Annotated in this window: 20 protein-coding genes and 1 pseudogene; 11 read left to right on the forward strand and 10 right to left on the reverse strand. The window is 57.3% G+C overall.

What is annotated here, in order from left to right; all coding sequences use genetic code 11:
- Positions 1–126: 126 nt before the first annotated feature.
- The 7 genes from Electrica_RS08120 to Electrica_RS08150 all read left to right on the forward strand — a co-directional run bounded on the left by Electrica_RS08120 (position 127) and on the right by Electrica_RS08150 (position 7,838).
- Positions 127–1,026, forward strand: coding sequence for a proline iminopeptidase-family hydrolase (locus Electrica_RS08120; protein WP_131048114.1), 900 nt, complete (start codon positions 127–129; stop codon positions 1,024–1,026).
- Positions 1,026–1,964 carry an ABC transporter permease gene (locus Electrica_RS08125; RefSeq protein WP_100685235.1) on the forward strand — a complete coding sequence of 313 codons (939 nt, stop codon included), beginning with the start codon at positions 1,026–1,028 and terminating at the stop codon, positions 1,962–1,964. The genes Electrica_RS08120 and Electrica_RS08125 overlap by 1 nt, the downstream gene beginning before the upstream one ends.
- Positions 1,961–2,806 carry an ABC transporter permease gene (locus Electrica_RS08130; protein WP_131048113.1) on the forward strand — a complete coding sequence of 282 codons (846 nt, stop codon included), beginning with the start codon at positions 1,961–1,963 and terminating at the stop codon, positions 2,804–2,806. Before Electrica_RS08125 ends, Electrica_RS08130 begins: the two co-directional genes overlap by 4 nt.
- Complete coding sequence (locus tag Electrica_RS08135) at positions 2,803–3,783, forward strand: ABC transporter ATP-binding protein (RefSeq protein WP_100685233.1); 981 nt, start codon at positions 2,803–2,805, stop codon at positions 3,781–3,783. The genes Electrica_RS08130 and Electrica_RS08135 overlap by 4 nt, the downstream gene beginning before the upstream one ends.
- Entirely contained in the window at positions 3,783–4,817 is a 1,035-nt protein-coding gene (locus Electrica_RS08140; protein ID WP_141964233.1) for an ABC transporter ATP-binding protein, read from the forward strand. The genes Electrica_RS08135 and Electrica_RS08140 overlap by 1 nt, the downstream gene beginning before the upstream one ends.
- Positions 4,798–6,312, forward strand: a complete 1,515-nt coding sequence (locus Electrica_RS08145) for an ABC transporter substrate-binding protein (RefSeq protein WP_131048112.1) — start codon at positions 4,798–4,800, stop codon at positions 6,310–6,312. The genes Electrica_RS08140 and Electrica_RS08145 overlap by 20 nt, the downstream gene beginning before the upstream one ends.
- Positions 6,313–6,611: 299 nt before the next feature.
- Positions 6,612–7,838, forward strand: coding sequence for a dicarboxylate/amino acid:cation symporter (locus tag Electrica_RS08150; protein WP_202395346.1), 1,227 nt, complete (start codon positions 6,612–6,614; stop codon positions 7,836–7,838).
- 306 nt (positions 7,839–8,144) lie between these two features.
- Here Electrica_RS08150 and Electrica_RS08155 read toward each other — a convergent pair whose 3' ends face one another.
- The 9 genes and pseudogenes from Electrica_RS08155 to yegD all read right to left on the reverse strand — a co-directional run bounded on the left by Electrica_RS08155 (position 8,145) and on the right by yegD (position 17,018).
- A complete protein-coding gene (locus tag Electrica_RS08155; RefSeq protein WP_141964234.1) occupies positions 8,145–8,762 on the reverse strand; it encodes a helix-turn-helix transcriptional regulator in 618 nt (205 codons plus the stop codon).
- Positions 8,763–8,914: 152 nt separating this feature from the next.
- Positions 8,915–9,052, reverse strand: a complete 138-nt coding sequence (locus Electrica_RS08160; protein WP_141964235.1) for a small membrane protein — start codon at positions 9,050–9,052, stop codon at positions 8,915–8,917.
- A gap of 421 nt (positions 9,053–9,473) precedes the next feature.
- Positions 9,474–10,169, reverse strand: a complete 696-nt coding sequence (locus Electrica_RS08165; protein WP_141964236.1) for a response regulator transcription factor — start codon at positions 10,167–10,169, stop codon at positions 9,474–9,476.
- Positions 10,166–12,051: pseudogene (locus tag Electrica_RS08170) on the reverse strand (sensor histidine kinase). The gene Electrica_RS08165 and the pseudogene Electrica_RS08170 overlap by 4 nt, the downstream one beginning before the upstream one ends.
- A 489-nt stretch (positions 12,052–12,540) precedes the next feature.
- Positions 12,541–13,149 (reverse strand): alpha/beta hydrolase, encoded by a 609-nt coding sequence (locus tag Electrica_RS08175; protein WP_131048109.1) that lies wholly within the window; start codon positions 13,147–13,149, stop codon positions 12,541–12,543.
- A 10-nt stretch (positions 13,150–13,159) separates the two neighbouring features.
- On the reverse strand, positions 13,160–14,116 hold the full coding sequence (locus tag Electrica_RS08180) for a glutathione S-transferase family protein (protein WP_141964237.1): 957 nt from the start codon (positions 14,114–14,116) through the stop codon (positions 13,160–13,162).
- Positions 14,117–14,126: 10 nt separating this feature from the next.
- Positions 14,127–14,534, reverse strand: coding sequence for a DoxX family protein (locus tag Electrica_RS08185; RefSeq protein ID WP_100685226.1), 408 nt, complete (start codon positions 14,532–14,534; stop codon positions 14,127–14,129).
- Positions 14,535–14,641: 107 nt separating this feature from the next.
- Positions 14,642–15,550 (reverse strand): LysR family transcriptional regulator, encoded by a 909-nt coding sequence (locus Electrica_RS08190; RefSeq protein ID WP_141964238.1) that lies wholly within the window; start codon positions 15,548–15,550, stop codon positions 14,642–14,644.
- A gap of 115 nt (positions 15,551–15,665) precedes the next feature.
- On the reverse strand, positions 15,666–17,018 hold the full coding sequence (yegD, locus tag Electrica_RS08195; protein ID WP_141964239.1) for a molecular chaperone: 1,353 nt from the start codon (positions 17,016–17,018) through the stop codon (positions 15,666–15,668).
- Positions 17,019–17,155: 137 nt separating this feature from the next.
- Between yegD and alkA the strand changes: the two genes are divergently transcribed.
- From alkA to asmA, 4 genes are all read left to right on the forward strand, one after another.
- Positions 17,156–18,004 carry a DNA-3-methyladenine glycosylase 2 gene (gene alkA / locus Electrica_RS08200; protein ID WP_142255857.1) on the forward strand — a complete coding sequence of 283 codons (849 nt, stop codon included), beginning with the start codon at positions 17,156–17,158 and terminating at the stop codon, positions 18,002–18,004.
- Between the two features lie 228 nt (positions 18,005–18,232).
- Positions 18,233–18,874, forward strand: coding sequence for a uridine kinase (gene udk, locus Electrica_RS08205; protein WP_100685222.1), 642 nt, complete (start codon positions 18,233–18,235; stop codon positions 18,872–18,874).
- 91 nt (positions 18,875–18,965) lie between these two features.
- Positions 18,966–19,547, forward strand: coding sequence for a dCTP deaminase (dcd, locus tag Electrica_RS08210; protein WP_100685221.1), 582 nt, complete (start codon positions 18,966–18,968; stop codon positions 19,545–19,547).
- A gap of 27 nt (positions 19,548–19,574) precedes the next feature.
- Positions 19,575–21,422: an outer membrane assembly protein AsmA gene (asmA, locus tag Electrica_RS08215; protein WP_141964240.1), complete on the forward strand. Its 1,848-nt coding sequence runs from the start codon at positions 19,575–19,577 to the stop codon at positions 21,420–21,422.
- A 417-nt stretch (positions 21,423–21,839) separates the two neighbouring features.
- Here the strand turns inward: asmA and Electrica_RS08220 are convergent, their stop codons facing one another.
- Entirely contained in the window at positions 21,840–23,426 is a 1,587-nt protein-coding gene (locus Electrica_RS08220) for a TerC family protein (protein ID WP_142255858.1), read from the reverse strand.
- Positions 23,427–23,953: the final 527 nt, after the last annotated feature.

A 23,953-nucleotide genomic window follows, 5' to 3' on the forward strand; every position in this document is an offset into this window, starting at 1 on the left:
TATGCAATTCCGATGCCGTACCGGCGCGGCGTAAAACTAGTATTTTTGCTAACTGTTCAGCTTCCGGCGATGCCGTTAGCGTTAACGCAACGCCAGTAGCCAGCCCTGTACGACGAGGAATAGACCATGTGGAGTGAAATAACGGCCGATCGATGCCATAACATTGCGGTAGACGGATACAACGTCGTGGCCTGGGAATTTGGCGACGGCGATGAGTGCGTACTCTGCCTCAACGGCGGGCCGGGGCTACCCTGTGACTATCTGCGCGAGGCCCACTCCTGCCTGAAACAGCACGGCTATCGGGTGATCGCCTTCGACCAACTGGGGACCGGAAAATCGGACCGGCCAGATGACACCAGCCTTTGGACCATGGCGCGCTACGTGCGGGAGGTGGAAACCGTTCGTCAGGCGCTGGGGCTCGGCAAGGTGCATCTGCTTGGTCACTCGTGGGGCGGATGGCTGGCCATTGAAGTGGCATTGCACCATCCTGGCGCAATTCGCTCGCTGATTCTGGAAAATACCGTCGCCGATATGCCGCATCTGGTGCAGGAGCTTAATCGTCTGCGCGGTGCGCTGGGGCCAGAAACCGTCGCCATGATGCAGCGCTATGAAGCGCTGGGCTGGCTGGATCATCCGGCCTATCAGGCGGCGATTACCCTACTGAATTATCGCCATGTGTGCCGTCTTGACGTCTGGCCCGAACCGGTTAAACGCTCGCTGGAGGACTGGAATATGGCGCCGTATATCACCATGCAGGGGCCGAACGAATTCCTCTATACCGGTAATTTAAAAGCCTGGGATCGCAGCGCCGAACTGAGCTTAATCCGGGCGCCGTGCCTGATCACCAGCGGCCAGCATGATGAACTTACTCCCGCCTGCGCCCTGAAAATGAAGCAGGGGCTGGCGAATGCCGAAATCGCGATTTTTGCCAACAGCAGCCATATGCCGTTTTATGAAGAGCCGCAGGCTTACTACCCGGTGCTGCTCGACTTTCTGGCACGCCAGCGCGATACAGGAGGCCGTTAATGCATCGCTACCGCTTTCTGCTGTTTCGTCCGCTACAACTGATCCCGGTTCTGTTAGGCATCAGCCTGATTACCTTCATGATGGTGCGCGCGATCCCCGGCGATCCGGCGCGCATTCTGCTGGGGACGCGGAGCACCCCGGCGGCGTTGGCGCGCATCCGCGCGCAGTTTGGCCTCGACGAACCGCTGTGGGTGCAGTACGGCTACTTCCTGCGCAATCTGTTGCAGGGGGAGCTGGGAAAATCCATCGTCTATCGGGTCGACACCCTCAAGCTGATTGCTTCCCGACTTGAGCCAACGCTGTGGCTGGTGCTGGGCAGCGTGCTGTTGGCTATCGTTCTGACGGTGCCGCTGGCCGCGATTGCCGCCCGCCAGCGTGGACGTCTCGCCGATCGGCTGATCCGCCTCTTTACCACCGCCGGGCTGGGTTTTCCGGCGTTCTGGCTCGGCATTATGCTGATTCTGCTGTTCAGCATCGCGCTGGGCTGGTTTCCGGTCTCCGGCTATGGCAGTGATTTTTTTGACCAGCTGCACCATATGGCGCTGCCGTGTCTGACCGTGGCGCTGGCTCTCTCAGCGGTATTGATTCGTAACCTGCGCGCCAGCCTGCTGATGGAGATGAGTAGCGACTATGTGGTGGCGGCGCGGGCGCGCGGACAGCGGGAAAGACGCATTTTCTGGCGGCACGTGCTACCCAATTCGCTGGTCCCGACCATCAATCTGCTGGCGGTGAATATCGGCTGGCTCATCGGCAGTACGGTGGTTATCGAAAGCGTGTTTGCCATCCCCGGCCTCGGCCAACTGCTGATCAAGGCGATTTTTAGCCGCGACTACATGGTGGTCCAGGGGGTGGTGATGGTCTTTGCCCTCGCCACCGTGGCGGTCAGCCTGCTGGCGGATATGTTGACCGTGGCTCTCGACCCGAGGATAAAGCTATGAAAGCGATCGCGACTTTTTCTCGTCTGCGTCAGCGGGTCATCCCGCGCCAGCAGGCGTTATATTTCGGGCTGGCGATTGTCGGTTTATGGTTCCTCATCGCCTGTCTGGCGCCGTGGATAGCGCCGTTCGATCCGATAGCCCAGGATGCCTCCTCCAGCCTGCTGCCGCCGGGCGGCGCGCATCCGTTCGGCACCGATAACTTTGGCCGCGATATTTTTTCCCGCGTGCTGTGGGGGGCGAGGGTGGATCTGCAGATCTGCCTGCTGGGGGTGCTGTTTCCTTTTATGCTCGGCACCACGCTGGGGGCGCTCTCTGGCTATGCCGGCGGCGCCGTTGATGCGCTGATCATGCGCATCATTGATATCGTGCTGGCCTTTCCGTTTCTGGTACTGATGCTGGCGATCATCGCCGTCCTCGGGCCGGGACTGGGCAGCTTTTATATCGCTATGGCGCTGGTGGGCTGGGTTTCCTACGCCCGGCTGATACGTGCTCAGGTACTGACCTTAAAGCAGCGCGATTTTGTCCTGGCGGCCCGCAGCCTCGGCTATGGGCACCCGCGGATTTTATTTCGTCATCTGCTGCCGAATGCGCTGAGCGGGGCGATTGTTTTTTCGATGTCCGACTGCGTGCTGGTGTTGCTTAACGGGGCTTCGGTGAGCTATCTGGGGCTTGGCGTGCAACCGCCTACCGCCGAGTGGGGCGTCATGATTGCGGAGGGGCAGAGTTTTATCACCACCGCATGGTGGATAACCACCTTTCCCGGACTGGCCATCGTGCTGCTGGCGATGGGGTTTAGCCTGCTGGCCGACGGGCTGGGCGATAAATCAGGAGCGCGCGGATGACTCTGCTGAAGGTAAACAATCTGACGGTCATGCGCGGCGCAGATCTGGCGCTGGTGGACAACGTTTCGTTGAGTCTCGACGCCGGAGAGATGCTGGGGCTGGTCGGCGAGAGCGGTTCGGGTAAAACCGTGACCTGTCGGGCGCTGATGCGTCTGCTGCCGGGGGCCGGGTTGCGGATTACCGGTGGCGAGGTTGTGCTGAACGGGCGCGATATTCTGACCTTGAGCGACGACCACATGTCGGCGGTGCGCGGGCGGGAGGTCGGCATGATTTTTCAGAACCCAACCAGCCATCTTAATCCGGTGATGACCATCGGCGAACAGATTGCCGAAAGCCGCCGCCTCCATTTCGGCGCCAGCCGCCGTCAGGCGCGGGAGGATGCGCTGGCATTGCTGCGGCAGGTGGGGATCCCCGACCCGCAAAACCGGCTCAATAACTATCCGCATGAATTCTCCGGCGGCATGCGCCAGCGGGCGATGATTGCCGTCGCTCTCGCGCCGGAGCCCGCGCTGCTGATTGCCGATGAGCCCACGACGGCGTTGGACGTGACCGTGCAGATGCAGATTCTGCGCCTGCTCAGCGACCTGCGCGCCGAGCTGGGGCTGGCGGTCATTATGATCACCCACGATCTCGGCGTAGTAGCGCAAACCTGCGACCGCATTGCGGTGATGTACGCTGGCCGGTTGTGTGAGGTCGGCGGTAAGCGCGAAGTGCTGGCCGGGCCGCTGCATCCCTATACCCGCGGGCTTATCGACTGCCAGCCGGTCAGCGAAGGCGGGCGGGGGAGGCTGACGACTATCGACGGCCAGCCGCCGGTCGCCGACCATTTTCCGTCAGGCTGCCGCTTTCACCCACGCTGCCACCGCGCCGATGAGGCTTGCCTGCACCAGCCGTCGCTGGCTTACGGGCAGGATAGCCACAGTCATGCGGCGGCTTGTCATCACATGTTGCCGACGCTCGTCCGGCGGGAGGAATAATGGTGCGTACTCATTGGCCGTTGCTGGAGGCCGATAATCTTTCCGTTACCTTTCCGCTTTCCGGCGGATGCGGGTTGTCGAAACGGGCGGTGCATGCCGTCAGTCAGGTTTCGTTGCAAATTTATCCCGGCGAGACGCTCGGTCTGGTCGGCGAATCCGGCAGCGGTAAAAGCACGCTGGGTCGGGTGCTGTTACAGCTTGAGCGGGTGACCGCCGGAGAGGTGCGCTTCGATGGTCAGCGAATTACGCATGGTTTAACCAGCGATATCGCCCGTCTGCGCCAGCAAAGCGCGATGATTTTTCAGGACCCCTTTGGCTCACTGAACCCACGTCAGACCATCGGGGAAAGCATCGCCGAGGTGCTGCGGGTTCATCAAAAGGTGCCGGGCGGCGCGGTCGCGCAGCGAGTCGCGGAGTTGCTCACTCAAGTCGGCCTGCGTCCGCAGCAGGCCAGCGCCAAACCGGCGCAGCTTAGCGGCGGCCAGTGCCAGCGCGCCGGTATAGCGCGAGCGCTGGCGATGGAACCGCGGCTGATCGTCGCCGATGAGTGCGTCGCGGCGCTGGATGTCTCTATTCAGGGGCAGATCGTCAATTTACTGATGGATCTGCAGGAGAAGATGGGGCTGGCGATTCTGTTTATCGCGCATGACCTGGCGATTGTGCGTCGGCTCTGCGATCGCGTCGCGGTGATGTATCTCGGGCGTATCGTGGAAGAAGGGCCGGTGGAAGCGGTTTTCAGCCGACCGCTGCATCCGTATACCGCCGCGCTGGTGGCGGCAATCCCGGAGATCGACCCCGATAAGCCGTTGCCGAAGAGTGGGTTGGGGGGCGAGCCGCCCAGTCCCGTCGCTGTTCCACAAGGCTGTGCATTTCATCCGCGCTGCCCTTATGCGCAGGTGCCGTGTCGCACCGGCGCACCACCACCAACCCGGCAGATTGCCGATCGCGCATATGCCTGCGTACTCAACCACACGGGTAATGAGACCGTTTTTCCTTTTACAGGGGGATCTTTTGATGAAGCACAGACATGTTAAGTTACTGGCGGCGAGCGTTTTTCTGGCGCTGAGCGTGGTCAGCGAAATGGCGCAGGCGGCGGGCGTATTGACCATCGGTCGCCGTGAGGACAGCACCACGTTTGACCCGATAAAATCGGCGCAGAATGCCGATAACTGGGTCTTTTCCAACGTCTTCGACCCGCTGGTGCGGGTGGATAAGACGGGGACGAAGCTGGAGCCGGGCGTGGCGGAGAGCTGGACTATCTCCGCGGATGGCAAGGTCTATACCTTTAAAATTCGCGAGACTAAATTCTCGGACGGGACGCCGTTGACCGCCAGCGATGCGGCTTTTAGCCTGCTGCGTATCCGCGACGATGCGGGATCGCTGTGGCGCGATTCCTACAGCATTATTGCGCAGGCGCAAGCGACGGACCCGCGAACCCTGGTGGTGACGCTGAAATCGCCTTCAGCCCCTTTCTTATCGCAACTGGCGTTGCCGAATGCGTCGGTGATTTCGCAGCAGGCGATGAAAACGGAAGGCGAGGAGGCTTTTGCCGAAAAACCGGTGGGATCCGGCGCGTTTAGCGTCAAGGAGTGGCTGCGCGGCGAAAAAATCGTGCTGGTCAAGAATCCCAACTTCTGGCAGGCGAAAAACGTCAGTCTTGATGGCGTGGAGTGGTTAACCATTCCGGATGATAATACCCGCATGCTGAAGGTGCAGGCGGGCGAACTGGATGCCGCGTTGACGGTGCCTTTCTCGCGGATTGCATCCTTACAAAAGGACGCCAGCCTGAAGGTGGAGCTTGACCCGTCAACCCGCGAAGATCATCTGCTGATTAACCATTCTCATGGCGCGCTGGGCAAAGTGGAAGTGCGCCAGGCGCTGGATTTTGCCATTGATAAAGACGCTATCGTCAAGACCGTGACCTTTGGCTATGGTCAGGTGGCGAACTCCTACATTCCCGCCGGGGCGCTTTATCACTACGCGGACAATCTCCGTCGGCCATACGATCCGCAAAAGGCCAAAGCGATGCTGAAAGCGGCGGGGGCCGCCGACCTGAAGCTGAACTATGTGGTGAACGCCGGGGATGAAGTGGATGAGCAAATCGCTATTTTACTCCAGCAGCAGCTGGCGAAAGCTGGGGTGACGGTCAATTTACAAAAAGTGGACCCGAGTCAGAGCTGGGATATGCTGGTGGCCGGAGATTACGATATTTCGGTGATGTACTGGACTAACGATATCCTCGACCCCGATCAGAAAACCACCTTTGTGCTGGGGCATGACGCCAACATGAACTATATGACCCGCTACCATAACGAGCAGGTCAAAGCGCTGGTGGCCGCCGCACGTGTGGAGATGGACAGTAAAAAGCGGGAGCAGATGTATATCGAGCTGCAGAAAATGGCGAAGGCAGACGTGAACTGGATCGATCTGTATTACAGCCCGTACCGCAACGTCAGTCGTAAAAATATTAGCGGTTTCTATCAGAATCCGCTGGGTCGCTTCTTCCTCGAAGATACCGTGAAAAACTGAGCCTTCTCGCGTCGGTCGGCCCCGGTCGCCGACGCTTTTTTTATCGCTGCCGACGGTCCTGCCGCGCAAAACCTGACAACCCGAACGGGATTGATATGTGTCAAGGTTTGCTTCAACTATGGAGATAAATAACTAAAAAAGAGTTGTAACCCTGGCGTCTTTTATTCAATTTATGTGGTGAATGTTTAATGCACTCGTATAAAAAAAACATATGTGCATTAAAATCAATACATTAAATAAATCAGGGGTTCTTTTTTGTGGCAAGTGCAAACAAACTTACGCTGTTTATCGTTATTTTCATGCTGTTGGGGATCCTTTCCGGCGCAGTGATCCATGCGTATGCCTCTCCGGGCACGATTACCGCATGGGCAGAAAATATCACGCTCTTTACCGACATGTTCTTACGACTGATTAAGATGGTGATTGCGCCATTAGTCTTCAGTACGCTGACGGTGGGGATTATGCGTCTGGGAGAAACCGCGACTATCGGACGAGTAGGCGGCAAGGCGATGGTGTGGTTCATCACCTCGTCGATCCTCTCTATTCTGGTCGGGCTGGTGATTGTGACCATTGAACATCCCGGCGCGGGCTTAAACCTGGCGATTCCGAAAGAGTCGGTTGATACCGGCCTCGCGGTCAGCGGAATGAGCTTGAAAGGATTCCTGTCTCACACCATCCCGACCAGCATTACCGAGGCGATGGCGAACAACGAAATTCTGCAAATCGTGGTGTTCTCGATGTTCTTCGGCATTGCCGGGGCCTCGTTGGGGGAAAAATTCAACGCGCCGCTGGTCGCTGCGCTGAATGTCGTCTCGCATATCATGCTCAAGGTCACCGGATATGTGATGTACGTGGCGCCGTTAGCGATTTTTGCCGCGATCTCGTCGGTTATCGCCTCACAGGGGATGGGCATTCTGCTTAACTATGCCTCCTTTATCGGCGGCTACTATGTGGCGGTGCTGCTTACCAGCGCGGCGCTGCTGGCGGTGGGCTATATGGTGCTGAAAAAAGAGGTTTTCCGCCTGCTCAATATGCTCAAAGATCCGGTGCTGGTGGCCTTTACCACCAGCAGCTCGGAAGCGGCGTATCCGAAGACGCTGGAGCGGCTGGTCAGCTTTGGCTGCTCGCGCAACATCGTCTCCTTCGTGCTGCCCATTGGCTACTCCTTTAACCTGGTGGGGTCGATGGTCTACTGCTCGTTCGCCTCAATGTTTATTGCCCAGGCTTATAATATCCAGCTGAGTTTTAGCGAAATTACCGTCATGATGCTGACGTTGATGCTGGCTTCAAAAGGGATTGCCGGGGTTCCCCGTTCCGCGCTGGTGGTACTTGCCGCCACGATCCCGAGTTTCAATATTCCCGTCGCCGGGATTTTGTTGCTGATGGGCATCGACCATTTCCTTGATATGGGCCGTTCGGCGATCAATGTGCTGGGCAATGGCATTGCTACGGCGATGCTGTCGAAAAACGAAGGGCTGTTAGAGGAAGAGGAGCCGGAAGCGGAGCCTCAGCAGGCGCAGGCCTGATAGCTCAACGCCCTCTTCGCGGGGGGCGTATTTTCCGCCGGTTGCGGAAAAAGAAGCCCCCAACAGGCACGCAAGGGGCAATGTGACGAAAGAATATCACCCGCGATTAACGTCTTATTTTCATGGTACAAAAATACGCGGCAGTATCTTTATACCCGGGTGTGGGATAATTTTACCGGTTAATTGCGCGGCATGAGAAGTTATTTCCCGCTTATAAGATTGTTTTCAGAACGGATAACCCGGGCAACCCGGCGAATTCCGAATTTTCACTGTTTTTAATCCTGTCCCGTATCACGCTGATTGATCTTATCCGCGCTCTTTTAACACGCTAATGAACTGAAAGAAGTCATGATGATTATTCAGTCCATATTTTTCCATGATCTGGTTCTTATGATAAATAACGGTCTTCGGGCTAATCTGGTGCAGTGCGGAAATTTTACCAATATCAAAACCATTCATCAGACCATGGGCAACGACGACCTGCGAAGGCGACAGGCTTTTGTGCGGGCAGTTGGCGCATATTGATGCTGAATCGACCGCCCGTTTTGATTCCGGCTGTTCATTCTTCTTTAGCGCCCTGGCAATAATTTCACGCATGCTGTCAATATTGACCGCTTTGACCGGAACGAAGGTAACGTCTTTCAGGCAATTGACGATCCGCGTCTTTTCCGGCAGCTCATCATAACTATGCAAAATGATGACCGAACTGTTTTGTTTACGGTTTTTAATACTGGTATTACAGAGATGAATCTCACCCGGGAGAATCTCAGCGATGATAATGTCCGCAGCGGACAATTCGCTTGAGTGACCGCTAAACCTGATGGTCAGGTCGTCGCGGGTCCGGGTGAGATCGTTGACAATTGCCATTAGCGACGCCTTGAGGAAGGTGTTTCGGCTGATAATCGCGATGCTTATTTTTCTCATGGCGTGACTTTCCGGCGGCATCAACATAATACCATGCTGCGAGTAACCTTTCTGGCGTTTACGGCAATTGCCGTGAATCGGGAATATCGTATTTGATGAACGGAAAATGGCCTTTCATCAACACGACGGGAGGGGCAGAAGCTCTGCCATGATTATTTCCTTCGCATTTTTCGGTCGGCGAAGGGGATTTTCTGTTTTCTTCTGTCTTTTATGTAAGAAATAAAGCTATAAACGGAGATGCCGAAGAAAAACAGGCATAGCAATAAAGCCAGCCACGTTTGCAAAGCCATAATGGATCATCCTTAACTGAGTTTTGTGCTGTGATAAATATGCATCAGCGCGAACGCCAATATTATTATTCTGTTATTCCGCGTGAAGCTGCTGCTGTCGTCGCGGCGTCTGCCGCGTAAAATTTTCGCGCGACATCGCCGCCTGGAACCCAACCCTGGCAGAGTGAAACCCGGCCTGTCCGCAAGATGGCTAGTACGAAAGGGCGGGCGCGGTTCCCCTCTCGTCGCATGGCTAATTTTGGGCGCTACCGTTGCGGTATAAGGTCAATGTAAGAAAATTCTTAATGTACTGTCAGTCTCATTTCTCTCATTTCTCTCAAAAAATGAGAAAAATTAACAACAATAGCAAAGTAAATAACGTATGGATGATCGAGCTGGCGGAGAATGCCTCTCGCCGGTCGTATGACGGCGGTGAGGACCCTCAGGGAATAAACGCCAGACCTTTGCCAAAAATGGCCCGGATGGGCAAGGTCATACCGTGTAGCCTCGCTTTGTTGCGCAGCCGGCTGATCACCACGTCAATGCGGTGCAGTTCCGCCTCATCTTCATCGGGGAAAAGATAGGCGTGCAGATCGACCTTGCGACAGACTTCGCTGGGGTTACGCATTAAGCGCGCTATCAGCCGGTGCTCTTGCTGGGTCAGCGGCAGCGCGATGCCGGACGGCGCCAACAGGCTTTCCGGCTGCAGTACCCAGGATGAAGAGGCGGCCTTCTCGTCGACGGGGGCCGCGACAGGGGGGGCGGGGGTTTGCTGCACAAGCCGGGCGCCCAGCGAATCAATGGTCTCCGCCAGAACGGAAAAATTCACCGGCTTGATGAGATAGAAGTCTGCGCCAAGATTGAACGCCTGCAGCTTATCCTGCTCATGCCCTCTGGCCGTCATGACGATCAGCCCGTACTCGCCAATCTCATGCAGATACTCCAGAACGCTGAAGCCGTCTTCGCCGGGCAAGCCAATATCAACCAGCACAATGTCTACCGGATCGCGATGCAGCTGCCGCCAGAACGCTTCCGCGCTGTGTACGCCCCATGCGCTGAAGCCGCGAAAGCGCAGGAAGGCCAGCAGTTCATCAAGGAGATCGGCGCTATCTTCGATGATGGCGACGCGTAATGTCATGATTTACCCTTTTGCTGTGGTGGGGCATCCTGGGGAAGCGTGAGCGTAAATTCGCATCCCGTCGGACCGTTTACTGCCAGCCAAAGCTCACCGCCGTGAGCCTGGATGATTTGTCGGGCGACATACAGCCCAAGACCGGTGCCAACCGGCGTCGCGGTACAGACGACGCCGCGCCGGTAACGCTCAAAAATCTGGTCAACATGATCAAGGGCAATCCCGGGCCCGTGGTCACGAATGCCGATTTCGCAGCGCTCCGCCTGCGGGCGAATGGCGATCGCAATCTCGCCGGACGGCGTGTACTTCACCGCATTGTCCAGGAGGTTGGCCAGCGCAATGCATAGCAGTGCGCTGTCGGCAAACAGCGGCGGCGAACGGGTCGTCGAGTCGACCCTGTGCCCGTCCAGCGTGATAGTCAGATAATGATTGGCCGAGAGTTCAACGACGGTGGCCGCCATGCGGATAACCGAGAGCAGATCGGCGTTTTGTTTATCCACATGCAGCGCACTGGAGGAGAGCCGGGCATCGGCCAGACAATTATCGGTTAACTGAACCAGGCGTGTGGTGGCGCGTTGCATGCGCTCCAGGCGCGGCCGTTGCGCCGGTTCCGGGGAGCACAGACGCAGGTTCTCCAGCGCGGCCTGGATAACCGAGAGCGGCGTTCGGAATTCATGTGCCACCATGCCCATAAACTGACGTTGATGAAAGCTTGCTTCGCGCTCGATCCGCAGTTCGCGCGTCAGCTGTTGTTTTTGCACCAGCCTGCGGTTTTCGGCCCGTACGCGCAGGACTGCAATAATCAGCACGGCGATGATATGTACAATCAGCGCGTACTGCCAGATGGAGTAAATCGCGTTGTGAAAGGGAATGATGCCATGGATCGATAACAGTGCCAGCGCGGTGGCAACAACATACGCCGGCGGGAGCAGCCCCAACAGGAATGTATTCCAGTCAATGGCTTTTCGTCGCCAGAGCGCCCATGAGGTCACCAGCAGCACGGGGGCGGCGACAAAGAAGATCCCCGCCTCAATTTGCATAGCCAGTCCGTAAAAGTCCAGTGGAATGCTGGCGAGGAGGAGCATATTCAAACCGATAGCCGCGACGAGTATCCGCTGTAAGCGCGGCATATTGTTCTTAAGATCAAACACCTCGCTATGCAGCCACAGCGCTGTAGCGTAACTGAGCAGCGACAGGTAGCTGATCATCGCGTCCTGGATCCGGAGAACGGCGTTGCCGAAAAACCACTCCGGGTAGCCGTGCAGAGCGGCCACCAGCGGATAGTTGAGGGAAAACAGGCAGATCCCCCACAGTAAACGGCGGCGCAATAAAACGGCGAGCCACAGAGCGACGCCGCTGGCGATCACCGCCAGGCCAAAGTAAAAGCTCCAGAATGCGGTATCCCGGGTCGCGGACTGGAGAAACTCCTGCGGCGAAGAGAGTGTGCTCAGCAGCAGCAGGGTGCTGCTACTCTGAATGCGGAACACCACGTCGTAGCCTGTCGCCGCCGGGGGCGGCGGCAAAATCAGGACGCTTTCACGATAGTCAAGATCGCTCTCCCTGGCCGATGAACGGTCGCCAAACTCTTTTTTAATCCATGGCCGCCTTGCGCTGAAGGGCGGTAGAAAACGCTGAAATGATCGATAAAGGAGGGGCCGAGCTGAAGCCAGCGCTGCTCCCCGCTGAAGTACGCCGCCGGTAACGAAGCTTTGAGCCAGTAAACTTTTGACGAGTAGCCAAATGAGGGAATGCGTTGCGCGGTAGTCAGCGCGCTCGCGGGCAAAGCGATAAATTCATCTACCGTCATCTTGCCGGTGGCGTCGGCATACCCATGGACGGGAATATCAATGCCAAACTGGCGCACCTGGGCATGAAGCGGCCCGGACATCTGGAAGAAAATAAACAGGCCGCAACACAGCCGAAAAGTGGCGCGGAGCCAGCCCGCCGCCCGAGCAGAATGAATAACAGCGCACACGTGATTCAATCACGCCCCCTTGTGGCATCTCTTACGATATGAGTTCGATTTAAATAGTCAGCGCGTTTACAACCCGCATCGCCAATCTTCCCTGATTCTAGGAAAATTCTTAGGTCCGGACGGTGAGGCATTTTGCTGACGTGCGCGAGATTATTCCAGCCTTATCTGTTATGCGCGATACTGGCCAGACCTGCGCCGCTAAAGGCAACAAACCGAATAGCGGTGGCGGCATCGGTATACCACAGCGTGGTGAACCGGAGGATACGATTTTGTGATAGTTCGATTTTGTGATAGCGGGCGGGTCTGGCGGATTAAAAAAGTTCTGCACGCTATGTCGTGAAAAACAGGTGCAGGACTTTTTAGCGATGAATGTCGGCTGACGTGTATTTAACGCGATGAATATTATTCAGCCTGAAGCAGCGGGGTTAAAAAGTGCGCCGCTTTCATGGCGCCATTCGTGGTGATGGTGTGACCGACGCCGGGTTCAAAGTAGGTATCGACATCCACGCCGAGGGCAGCGAGTTTGTGCGCGGCGTTTACGCTCTCGGTCTGACTGATGACCGGATCGTTGCTGCCGTGGACCAGCAGCGCGGGCGTGCCATAAACCGGCTGCCAGGGCTGCGGAGAGGCAAGGCGTCCGGAAAAGGAGATGACCGCGGCGAGCGGCAGATGTCCGCTGACCAGCGCATCCAACGACATAATCGCCCCCTGAGAGAAGCCCGCGAGGATCAGCCGATCTTCGTCAGGGGAAATATGATGTTTATCCATCACCTCTTCAAGGGTGCGGTTGAAGGCGCCGCGCGCGCTGGCGATACGTTCGGCGCGCGACGCTTCGCTGATGCCGTTGACGCTGAACCATTGATAACCCGGCCCCATATCAAACGCGTCAGGGCCGTCAGGCGTGGCGACCATCACCTCCGGTAGATTCTGACGCCAGAAATGGCCCAGCCCTTGTAAATCTTCGCCGCGGCTACCGACGCCGTGGAGCAAAATAATCAGTGTCTTGTTCATTGCGACTCGCTTAAAGTCCGTAGCGGCTCAGGTCTGGCCCTGCCGGTACAATACCGTTGGGGTTCAGCGCTTTAATGGAATAATAGCCCTGCTTAATATGATCGAGACTGACCGTTTCACGAATACCCGGAACTGCCAGCAGATCGCGTACATAGCGGTCAATATTGTGGTAGGCCGTCAGGGGACGGAGATTACATTTAAACAGGCCGTGGTAGGCGGCATCGAAACGAATCAGGGTCACGAACAGGCGAATATCCGCCTCGGTCAACGCCTCGCCGCACAGGTAGCTGCGGGTGGCGAGGCGCTGCTCCAGCCTATCGAGCATTGAGAAGACATCGCTTACGGCGTCCTGATAGCTCTCCTGGGTCGTGGCAAACCCGGCGCGATAGACGCCGTTGTTGAGCTGCGGATAAATTTCGGCATTGAGCCTGTCAATCTCTTCGCGCAGCGCCTGCGGGTACAGATCGATATCGTGACGGGCCAGTTCGCCAAAGCCGCTGTTCAACATCCGTACGATATCGGCAGACTCGTTGTTGACGATGGTCCCGGTGTGTTTATCCCACAGCACCGGGACCGTGGCGCGCCCGGTAAAGTGGGGATCGGCCAGGGTATACAGCTGATGAACCCATTCGGCGTTATTCAGCGTATCGCGGTTAGCGCCGGGGTAGTCGCCAAAATGCCAGCCTTCATTCAGCAGCCAGGGTTCGACGACCGATACGCTGACCACCGCCTCCAGCCCTTTGAGTTTACGGGCAATCAGTGTGCGGGAGGCCCACGGGCAAATCAGCGCGACGTACAGATGATACCGGTCGGGTTCAGCGACAAACCCGCCGTTACCGGTGATGCCGGGGGCGCCATCCGGCGTGACCCAGTGGCGAAAACTGGAGGTCTGACGCACGAAACCGCCCCGACTATCCGTTGCCTGTACCGGGTGCCAGTCGGCGGTCCATTTTCCATCGATGAGCATAGCGACCTCGTTAACGTTTTGCCGACGTTGGTTTTAAAGCATATTTACCATCCCCGGTCAGCGCCAGGACGAGCAGGCCGACAATCCACAATGCCGGGAATTCCCAGCCGCCGTTGGGGTTGGTAAAGAAGAAGCCTGCCGGGCCGTGAACGGTGAAAATCGCGCCCAATAAAATGGGGATCAGCACCACGGCGACGATACGGGTATAAATTCCCAGAATCAGGGCGATGGCGCCGAAGAATTCAACGGCCATGGTGATATAGGCCAGCCAGCCGGGAAGACCGAGCGAGACGAAAAACCTGGCGGTTCCGGCGGGGGTGAAGGCGAAAAACTTGAGACTAAAATGCGCGAGGAAAAGAATACCGAGCGCAAGGCGCATGACCAGGGCAGCATAAGGGGTGGTGCGTTGATCGAACATGGTGGAGTCCTCATTTTCAGTTGACTGAAGGACTGTACACTATTTCTTTTTTGTGGATTATCCCGTTAAAACGCGCATGTTTATTTCTATATTGGAAATAATAAGGCTTAATACTTCACCCGTTCTTGCGCGGCGGAAAAGATATCCACCAGAAAATCGATCACCACCCGTGATTTATGCGCCAGATAGCGCGCGGGCGGAAACACGGCGAACAGCGCCAGCGGCGGCGCTTCATAAGCGGCCAGCACCGGCACAACCTGGCGCTCATCCAGCGCTTTGCGGGCAATAAAAAACGGCAAGCGCGCGATCCCGAGCCCGGCGCAGGCGGCGGCAAGGCAAATTTCGGCATTGGAAAATTTCATCTTTCCGCGCACCGGCTGGGAATGCAGCTGTTGCTGCTGATCGAGAAACGGCCAGTGCCAGGGATCGCGAAAGTTAGTATCGACAATCAAATCGTGCTGGCTAAGCGCTTCCCAGCTTTGCGGTTCGCCCCGCTGGGCCAGGTATTCCGGCGAGGCAATCACCACGCTGCGCACGGGGCAAAGGCGACGGGCGAACAGGGTGCTGTCGGTTAAATTCCCGATCCGCAGGGCCAGATCGAAACCCTCATCGACAACGTTCACCAGCCGGTCGGAAAAACTGACATCCAGTTCAATATCCGGATAGTGGCGGGCAAAGGTCACCAGGTGAGGGGCCAGCTGCGTGGTGCCAAAGGTGACGGGGGCGGAGATACGCAGCTGCCCGGCAGGGGCGTTGGAGATGTTGCGAACCGAGTCGTTGAGCTCATCGAAATCAATCAATAGCTGGCGGATACGCTCATAATAGGCGAGGCCAACATCGGTTGGCGTCAGCGAGCGGGTACTGCGTCTGAGCAGGTGTACGCCAAGGTCGCTTTCGAGACGGGAGATGAGTTTTGAGGCTTGGCCGTGGCTCGTACCGCAGCGCTGTGCGGCGAGCGTAAAACTGCCCGTTTCCATTACCGCGACAAACATCCGATCGCAATCCAGCCGTTCCATTCGGGCACCCTTTTAGTGTGAAAGCGCCATTATAGCAAAGGACGGCGGAGATCCGGGCGTTTCGCGGAGAGCGACGGCTGAGCAGCCTGCCGGGGGACGCCGCCCCCGGCATCAATCAACGAAAGACGACCTGCGCCCAGCGGGCCAGACCGGCGGTGACGGAGCCAAAATCATCGCCGCCGGCGATCGGGATACCCGGCAGGTGAGCCGCCAGCGCTTTCTTAATCAGCGGAGAACGGGCGCTCCCCCCGGTCAGGTAGATCACATCCGGCGTTTCGCGGCTGTTGTCCAGCGCCAGCTGAACCTGCTCCATAATACGCGTCAGCGGCTGATTCAGCGCGGCTTCCAGCCCTTGCTGGCTGATAGCCGCGGCCAGTTCATTGCCGATAAACGGCAGTCCGGTGGTCACCTGCTCCTGCGCGGAGAGGGCGATTTTACTCTCCTCGGCACTGCGCACCAGGCGGTAGCTCAGGCGCTGGCGCCAGACTTTCAGCAGCAGCGCGACTTTATCGCCGTCGCGGGCATTGCGCAGGAGATCATTGAGCAAGCGACCGTTGGCGCTGCTGTAGAAATCGGTTTGCGCCGGTACATCGTTGATAGCGACGGCGTTCCACCACGGCAGCACCGGTAAGGCGATCCCTTTTTCCGTTTCGCCGCCCATCCCCAGCAGCGGCATCAGGCATTTAAACGCCAGGGCGATGTCGAGATCGTTCCCGCCGACGCGACAGCCGCTGTGGCCGAGTAAACTTTGCTGGCGATCGGCTTTCTGCCGCCACTGCGGCCCCATCAGCAGCAGCGAACAGTCGGTGGTGCCGCCGCCGATATCGACGACCAGCACGCGTTGTTCTTCTTTGAGCGTTGCTTCGAAATCCAGCCCGGCGGCAACCGGCTCAAACTGGAAAACAACGTCGCGGAAACCGGCGCGCTTCGCCGCGCGCTCAAGGATCCCCTGCGCCTGGGCGTTGGCGTCATCGCCGCCGAGCCCCTGGAAGTTGATCGGTCGGCCAATCACCGCCTGGTCAATGGTTTCCGGCAACTGCGTCTGCGCCTGCTGCTTAATATGCAGCATCATGGCGCACACCAGATCTTCAAACAGCGCGACCTGCTGCGGCTTCAGGCCGCTGGCGCCGAGGAACGATTTCGGGGATTTAACGAAGTACACTTCTTGCGGATCGTCGACATATTGATGCAGCGAGGCCAGACCAAACTGGACGCTGTTGTCGAGGACGTCGATGTCTTCATCGCGGTTATAGTTGATGGCGCGACGCAGCAACGCCTGGTTTTCATCGCCGTTGGTCGGCACGTCATGATGGCGATAGAGCCATTCGCTGACCGCTTCGCGGGTCGGCGCCGACAGCATTGACGGCAGCAGCTTGCTGCCGTTTTCCAGCGTTAACAAGTGCGGAAGATTATCGCGCATTACGGCAACCGAGCAGTTGGCGGTGCCGTAGTCAAAACCAATAAACATGACCTGAAAAATCCCCATGCCAGTGAAGAAGGGGGGCGACTTTAGCGGATTGCCGCCACGGCGACAACAGGAATTTAAAAGCAAGGTAGCCCGGGCGTGGAGGGTCTATCATTGAGGCAATTAAAGAAGGAGAAATGATGACGCTGTTACCCTGGCACTCCCCCTACGACCCGCAATGGATATTCGGTTTTCTACGCGCCCGTGCGGTGGCAGGTATTGAAACGTTCAGCGAGGAGCGTTACACCCGCAGTTTTTCCCTGGCGGGCCATCGCGGCCTGATCACGGTTGAGCCCGATCTGGCGGCGCAGGGATTACGCGTGACCTTATCTGAGGGCCTGCTGCCGGTGGCCGCTGCATGCCACGCCCGGGTGGCGCGCCTGTTTGATTTAGCCTGCGACCCGCATCAGGTGGCCCGGACGCTGGGCGCGCTGGCCAGCGCGCGTCCGGGGCTGCGCCTGCCGGGATCGCTGGATGCCTTTGAGCAAGGGGTGCGCGCGATACTGGGGCAGCTGGTCAGCGTGGCGATGGCGGCGAAGCTGACGGCAAAAGTGGCGGCGGCTTACGGCGAACCGCTGGCGGAGGCGCCGGAATACAGACTCTTTCCGCAACCGCACACTCTGGCGCAAGCGGATCCGTTAGCGCTTAAAGCCGTGGGCATGTCGCGGCAACGCGCTGAGGCCCTTATCTATCTGGCGCAGGCGGCGGTTGATGGTCAGTTGCCGCTGGAGGCGCCGGACGACATTGAGGCGGCGATCAAACAGCTGCAAACGCTGCCCGGTATCGGCCGCTGGACCGCCAGCTATTTTGCCCTGCGCGGCTGGCAGGCGAAGGACATTTTTCTGGCGGATGATTACCTGATTAAGCAGCGGTTCAGCGGTATGACTCCGGCGCGTATTGCGCGTTACGCCAGCCGCTGGCAGCCGTGGCGTTCTTATGCGCTGTTGCATATCTGGTATAGCGAAGGATGGGCGCCGACTGAGGAATAGCCATGCGGGGCGCATATCACTGGTATCGACGCGCTGAAATCCCTATAATTGCCGCGTTTGACGGTCAAACGTCACCCTTCCAATACATGAAATTATTCGAGATGCGTCTCAAAACTGTTAGCGTTTTGAACAAACCCCACAGGGGCGAGGCGGCAAGCCGGGTCACGCGGGGGCAGCTCGAAGGGTTATGTGTATATACATCCAGGTTAATCAGGTCGCAAAAAAGTTATGACTGATACGTCTCATCAGTGCGTCATTATTGGTATCGCCGGCGCATCGGCTTCGGGAAAAAGTCTTATCGCCAGCACGCTGTATCGCGAATTGCGTGAACAGGTTGGTGATGAACATATTGGCGTTATTCCGGAAGACAGCTACTACAAAGATCAAAGTCATTTGTCGATGGAAGAGCGTGTTAAAACGAACTATGACCATCCCAGCTCGATGGATCACAGTTTACTGCTTCAGCATTTGCAGATGTTGAAAAGCGGCCAGCCGATTGAATTACCGGTCTACAGCTACGTTGAACATACGCGTATGCCGGAAACTATCCATATCGAACCCAAAAAAGTGATCATCCTCGAAGGGATTTTACTGCTGACCGATGTTCGCCTGCGCAATGAGCTGAACTTCTCTATCTTTGTTGATACGCCGCTGGATATCTGCCTGATGCGCCGCATCAAGCGCGATGTGAATGAACGCGGGCGCTCGATGGATTCGGTGATGGCGCAATATCAGAAAACGGTTCGTCCGATGTTCCTGCAGTTTATTGACCCTTCCAAGCAGTATGCCGACATTATTGTGCCTCGCGGCGGTAAAAACCGCATCGCGATTGATATTCTGAAGGCGAAAATCAGTCAGTTCTTTGAATAACACAGACGAATTGTGTAACGTGCAAAGAGAACCCAAATTGCCCTTAACCCCGGAAGGTGTGGGGGCGCGATGCCATAAAAGGAGAGAGCTCATGCGTCTGTGCGACCGAGATATAGAAGCCTGGTTGGATGAGGGGCGGCTATCTATCAGCCCGCGCCCGCCCGTTGAACGTATTAACGGCGCGACCGTAGACGTCCGGCTGGGGAATAAATTTCGCACGTTTCGCGGCCACACGGCGCCCTTTATCGACCTGAGCGGGCCAAAAGCGGAAGTGACCGCGGCGCTGGATCGGGTGATGAGCGAAGAGATCGTGCTGCCGGAAGGCGAAGCCTTCTATCTGCATCCGGGAGAGCTGGCGCTGGCGGTGACCTACGAGTCGGTGACGCTGCCGGCCGATCTGGTTGGCTGGCTGGACGGTCGTTCCTCGCTGGCGCGTCTGGGATTGATGGTGCACGTCACCGCTCACCGTATCGATCCTGGCTGGTCAGGCTGCATCGTGCTTGAGTTCTTTAACTCCGGCAAGCTGCCGCTGGCGCTGCGTCCGGGGATGCCGATCGGCGCATTGAGTTTTGAACCGCTGTCAGGCCCTGCGGCACGGCCCTATAACCGCCGTGAAGACGCCAAATATCGCGACCAGCAGGGTGCGGTGGCGAGTCGAATCGACAAGGATTGATAACGTAAGCGGTGTACTGAGGGTGCCATGAGACGAATTCTGACGACGCTGATGATCTTGCTGGCGGTGGTTGTCGCCGGGCTGACCGCGTTGGTATTGCTGGTTAATCCCAACGATTTTCGCGCCTATATGGTGCATAAGGTGGCGGAACGTAGCGGTTATCAGCTTGAACTCGATGGCCCGTTGCGCTGGCACGTCTGGCCGCAGCTGAGTATTCTTTCCGGGCGCATGACGCTGACGGCGCCGGGCGCCGCTGAACCGGTGGTGCGTGCGGATAATATGCGTCTTGATGTCGCCCTGCTGCCGCTGATTTCCCATCAGCTGCAGGTCAAACAGGTGATGCTCAAGGGCGCGGTGATTCAACTGACGCCGAAGACCGAAGCGGTACGCAGTCAGGATGCGCCGGTGGTTCCTCACGACAGTACGCTGCCGCTGGTGGTGGATGACAGCGGCTGGTCCTACGATGTGCGGCAGCTGCAGGTGGTGGACAGCGTCCTCTTTTTCCAGCATGAAGATGGCGAGCAGGTGACGGTACGCGATATTCGTCTGCAGATGGATCAGGATGAACATCAGCACGCGACGCTCGATTTTTCCGGACGCATCAACCGCGACCAGCGCGATCTGGCGCTCTCTTTCTCCGCCGAGGTGCAGGGCGGCGACTATCCGCACTCTTTGCAGGCTGACATCTCGCAACTTAACTGGCAGCTGCGCGGCGCTGAGCTGCCGGCTGACGGCGTGAGCGGGCAGGGCAGTTTGCAGGCGAACTGGCAGGAAGATGGGAAAAAGCTGAGCTTCGATAACCTCAATCTGACGGCGAACGGCAGCACGATTGCCGGCAACGCCAGCGTGATTTTAGGCGACCGGGCCGACTGGAATCTCAATCTTCATGCCACCACTCTTGACCTCGACAATCTGCTGACGCACGGCTTGCCGGCGACGGATTCTGGCGCCAGCCAGCAGGGGCAAGGTCAGCCGAGGCCATTGCGCCCGGTGATTGCCGACAGCGATATCCAGGCAGATTACACTAGCCTGCGGGGATTTACCGCCCATCTGTCGCTGACGGCCGACCAGCTTCAGTGGCGCGGGATGACCTTTACCCAGGTGAAAAGCGACATCAGCAACCAGCTTGGACTGCTGACGATCAATCAGCTTCAGGGCAAGCTGGATGGCGGGCTGATATCGTTGCCCGGCACCCTCGACGCGCGCGGGGAGACTTCGCAGGCCTCTTTCCAGCCGAAGCTGGATAACGTTGAGATCGCCACCATCGTGAAAGCGTTTAACTATTCGCTCAATCTGACCGGTAAGCTCTCCTTAACCGGGGATTTCTCCGGCAAAAGAATTGATGCCGACGATTTCCACCGTCACTGGCAAGGGGATGCGCAGATACAGATGGCGAATCCTCGTACCGAAGGGCTGAACTTCCAGCAGCTGGTGCAGCAGGCCGTTGAGCGCAGCACCAATGTGCAGGCGCAGGAAAATTACGATAACGCCACCCGCCTGGATTCTCTGAGCAGCGAGCTGCAGCTGGCGCAGGGGCAGGTCACGTTGCAAAGCCTGCAGGGGCAATCAGATTTGATGGCGCTGACCGGGCAGGGCGACCTGAATTTGCTGGACGAAGAGTGCGATATGCGCTTTAACGTGCGCGTGCTGGGCGGCTGGAAAGGCGAAAGCAAGCTTATCGACAGACTCAAACAGACCTCGATTCCGCTGCGTATCTACGGCAAATGGCAAACGCTGAGCTATAGCCTGCAGGTCGACCAGTTGCTGCGTAAGCAGTTGCAGGATGAGGCCAGACAGCGGCTTAACGACTGGATTGAGCGCAATAAAAATACCCAGGACGGGAAAGACGTGAAGAAGCTGCTTGAGAAACGTTAACCACGGTGCGACTTGCCGGGCCAACGATTGACCCGGTACGACCCGCCCGACCCGGATTGCGGCGCTAACGCCTTATCCGGGCTACCAGGCTTCCGACCCGTAGCCCCGGTAAGCGCAGCGCCACCGGGGAGAGCAGCGGGGCTCGCCACGATTGACCTCGGTGCGACCCGCCGACCCGGATTACGGCGCTAACGCCTTATCCGGGCTACCAGGCTTCCGACCCGTAGCCCCGGTAAGCGCAGCGCCACCGGGGAGAGCAGCGGGGCTCGCCACGATTGACCACGGTGCGACCCGCCCGACCCGGATCGCGACGCTAACGCCTTATCCGGGCTACCAGGCTTCCGACCCGTAGCCCCGGTAAGCGCAGCGCCACCGGGGGAGCGCGACAGAGCCGTAGGGGAGAGCAACAGGCGGGGTTCACACTTCGTAACTCAGCTCATCGTCCCGCGGCGGCGGCGGGATAATCTGCACTTTCTGCACCCGGTGACTCTCGACCTGCAACGTTCGTACGATGTAGTCGCCAATTTTCACCTCTTCGCCCGCTTCAGGGACATGCTGCAGATTCTCCATCAACAGACCGGCAATCGTGTGATACTCGCGCTTATCATCGAGCGGCAGGGGAATGTACTGCACTAAATCTTCCAGCGGCATGTGCCCATTGGCGGTCCAGCTACCGTCAGGGTTTTTCGCGATATTGTGGCGGGCATCAATCTCTTCAGCCTCGTTGGGTAAATTGCCGGCGATGGTTTCCATGACATCGCTCAACGTCACCACCCCCTCAACGGAACCAAACTCATCCACCACGAAGGCAAAATGGGTCCTGGCATGGCGGAATTGCTCCAGCGCTGACAACAGAGGCAGCGTCTCAGGGAACACCAGCGGCTGCCGGAGCAGAACGCGCAGGTCGAGCGGTTCGTGGCGCAGCGATTGCTGTAGCAGGTCGATAACGTGAACCACGCCAAGCAGATCCTCATCATCATTTCCGCCGGTGACGACCAGCCGGGTATGCTGATTTTTCTCCAGCAGCGCGCGGATTTCATTTTCCGGCGCGCTAAGATCAATATGCTCGATATCATGGCGCGAGGTCATAATACTGCTGACGGTGCGCTGGTTGAGATTCAGCACCCGGCCAATCATCCGGCGTTCCTGGGGGTTGAACAGCGGATTATCGACCTGGCTGTCAATGAGTGCGGCGGTATCGCTACTGAGTTCGGCGGTTTCTTTATGCCCGCTGAGTAAATTCATCACCGCTTCGGTTGTCCGCTGGCGGAGCGTGAGGTTCGCGGAGAGGAAGCGACGGCGGTTGAACAGCGCCAGCTGGTTCAGCGACTCAATGATGACCGAGAAGCCAATGGCCGCATACAGATAACCTTTCGGGATGGGGAAGCCAAACCCTTCGGCAATCAGGCTGAAACCAATCATCAGCAGGAAGCTCAGACAGAGAATAGCGATAGTCGGGTGGCTGTTGACAAACCGCGTCAGCGCTTTGCTGGCGAGCAGCATCAAACTCATGGCAATAACCACGGCCGCCATCATCACCGCCAGATGGTCCACCATGCCTACGGCGGTGATCACCGAGTCGAGGGAGAAGATAGCATCCAGCACCACAATCTGAGCGACCACGCCCCAGAACCTCGCCCCCTTGCGCTGAACCGGATTATCGCTGTCTTTACCCTCCAGCCGTTCATTCAGCTCAACGGTGGCTTTAAACAACAGGAATAACCCGCCAAACAACATAATCAAATCACGTGCGCTAAAGCTGAGGTCGTGGTAGGTGAACAGCGGCCTGGTCAGGGTGACCAGCCAGGATATCGAGGCGAGCAGCAGCAGACGCATCAGCATCGCCAGCATCAGGCCAATCACCCGCGCGCGATCGCGCTGGGCCGGGGGGAGCTTTTCCGCCAGGATTGCGATAAAAACGAGGTTATCAATACCGAGAACCAGCTCTATAACCACCAGCGTTATGAGACCGGCCCAAATTGAGGGGTCGGCAATCCATTCCATCATTAGTTAAAACCTATACTACCTGAGAGTGCCATCCGTCGATCATGGATAAGCGACGGTTAAATTGCAATATATTCTCACCTTATGTCGTCGAGAGAAGCGGGAGAATGTCCCGGCTCGCGATATTAAACTGCATGAATTATAGACGTGCGCGATTATTTTTTATGCGAATAAGCTTATTAGGAAAAAGTATGGCAGCGAACAACTGAATATAAATATTGCAAATATTGTACTGGATCAATAATGCCTGGTTATTGCCCTCTCTGGACGAATAGCAGTATGAAAATCAGACGCCATCAGGAGCAGGGTGACAAACACCGTATTCAATCAACAAATCCTCGCTATCCAGCTTTTCATACTACTGAATGTCGTGGCTTGCAAAATATTTTGTTTAATCAGAGGATGCCAGTAGCTTTAAATGAGGTGTAAAACCCAGGGCCGAGGGAAGGCATGATGGGCGCAGCGGAAAGCTTCCCGCGCTATTTTCTAGCGAAAATAGCGGCAATCATTATTTTTATGAATTATGG

Origin of the sequence: Klebsiella electrica (genome assembly GCF_006711645.1) — a bacterium.
In the GTDB taxonomy this organism is placed as follows: Bacteria; Pseudomonadota; Gammaproteobacteria; order Enterobacterales; family Enterobacteriaceae; genus Klebsiella; species Klebsiella electrica.

What these genes read in the sequence shown, in the direction of transcription:
- Electrica_RS08155 (WP_141964234.1), bottom strand. Translation starts at nt 8,762, where the DNA reads ATGAGAAAAATAAGCATCGCGATTATCAGCCGAAACACCTTCCTCAAG.
- Electrica_RS08190 (WP_141964238.1), bottom strand. Translation starts at nt 15,550, where the DNA reads ATGGAACGGCTGGATTGCGATCGGATGTTTGTCGCGGTAATGGAAACG.
- Electrica_RS08185 (WP_100685226.1), bottom strand. Translation starts at nt 14,534, where the DNA reads ATGTTCGATCAACGCACCACCCCTTATGCTGCCCTGGTCATGCGCCTT.
- Electrica_RS08145 (WP_131048112.1), top strand. Translation starts at nt 4,798, where the DNA reads ATGAAGCACAGACATGTTAAGTTACTGGCGGCGAGCGTTTTTCTGGCG.
- asmA (WP_141964240.1), top strand. Translation starts at nt 19,575, where the DNA reads ATGAGACGAATTCTGACGACGCTGATGATCTTGCTGGCGGTGGTTGTC.
- dcd (WP_100685221.1), top strand. Translation starts at nt 18,966, where the DNA reads ATGCGTCTGTGCGACCGAGATATAGAAGCCTGGTTGGATGAGGGGCGG.
- Electrica_RS08160 (WP_141964235.1), bottom strand. Translation starts at nt 9,052, where the DNA reads ATGGCTTTGCAAACGTGGCTGGCTTTATTGCTATGCCTGTTTTTCTTC.
- Electrica_RS08180 (WP_141964237.1), bottom strand. Translation starts at nt 14,116, where the DNA reads ATGCTCATCGATGGAAAATGGACCGCCGACTGGCACCCGGTACAGGCA.
- Electrica_RS08135 (WP_100685233.1), top strand. Translation starts at nt 2,803, where the DNA reads ATGACTCTGCTGAAGGTAAACAATCTGACGGTCATGCGCGGCGCAGAT.
- Electrica_RS08130 (WP_131048113.1), top strand. Translation starts at nt 1,961, where the DNA reads ATGAAAGCGATCGCGACTTTTTCTCGTCTGCGTCAGCGGGTCATCCCG.
- Electrica_RS08140 (WP_141964233.1), top strand. Translation starts at nt 3,783, where the DNA reads ATGGTGCGTACTCATTGGCCGTTGCTGGAGGCCGATAATCTTTCCGTT.
- yegD (WP_141964239.1), bottom strand. Translation starts at nt 17,018, where the DNA reads ATGTTTATTGGTTTTGACTACGGCACCGCCAACTGCTCGGTTGCCGTA.
- alkA (WP_142255857.1), top strand. Translation starts at nt 17,156, where the DNA reads ATGACGCTGTTACCCTGGCACTCCCCCTACGACCCGCAATGGATATTC.
- udk (WP_100685222.1), top strand. Translation starts at nt 18,233, where the DNA reads ATGACTGATACGTCTCATCAGTGCGTCATTATTGGTATCGCCGGCGCA.
- Electrica_RS08175 (WP_131048109.1), bottom strand. Translation starts at nt 13,149, where the DNA reads ATGAACAAGACACTGATTATTTTGCTCCACGGCGTCGGTAGCCGCGGC.
- Electrica_RS08220 (WP_142255858.1), bottom strand. Translation starts at nt 23,426, where the DNA reads ATGGAATGGATTGCCGACCCCTCAATTTGGGCCGGTCTCATAACGCTG.
- Electrica_RS08125 (WP_100685235.1), top strand. Translation starts at nt 1,026, where the DNA reads ATGCATCGCTACCGCTTTCTGCTGTTTCGTCCGCTACAACTGATCCCG.
- Electrica_RS08165 (WP_141964236.1), bottom strand. Translation starts at nt 10,169, where the DNA reads ATGACATTACGCGTCGCCATCATCGAAGATAGCGCCGATCTCCTTGAT.
- Electrica_RS08120 (WP_131048114.1), top strand. Translation starts at nt 127, where the DNA reads ATGTGGAGTGAAATAACGGCCGATCGATGCCATAACATTGCGGTAGAC.
- Electrica_RS08150 (WP_202395346.1), top strand. Translation starts at nt 6,612, where the DNA reads ATGCTGTTGGGGATCCTTTCCGGCGCAGTGATCCATGCGTATGCCTCT.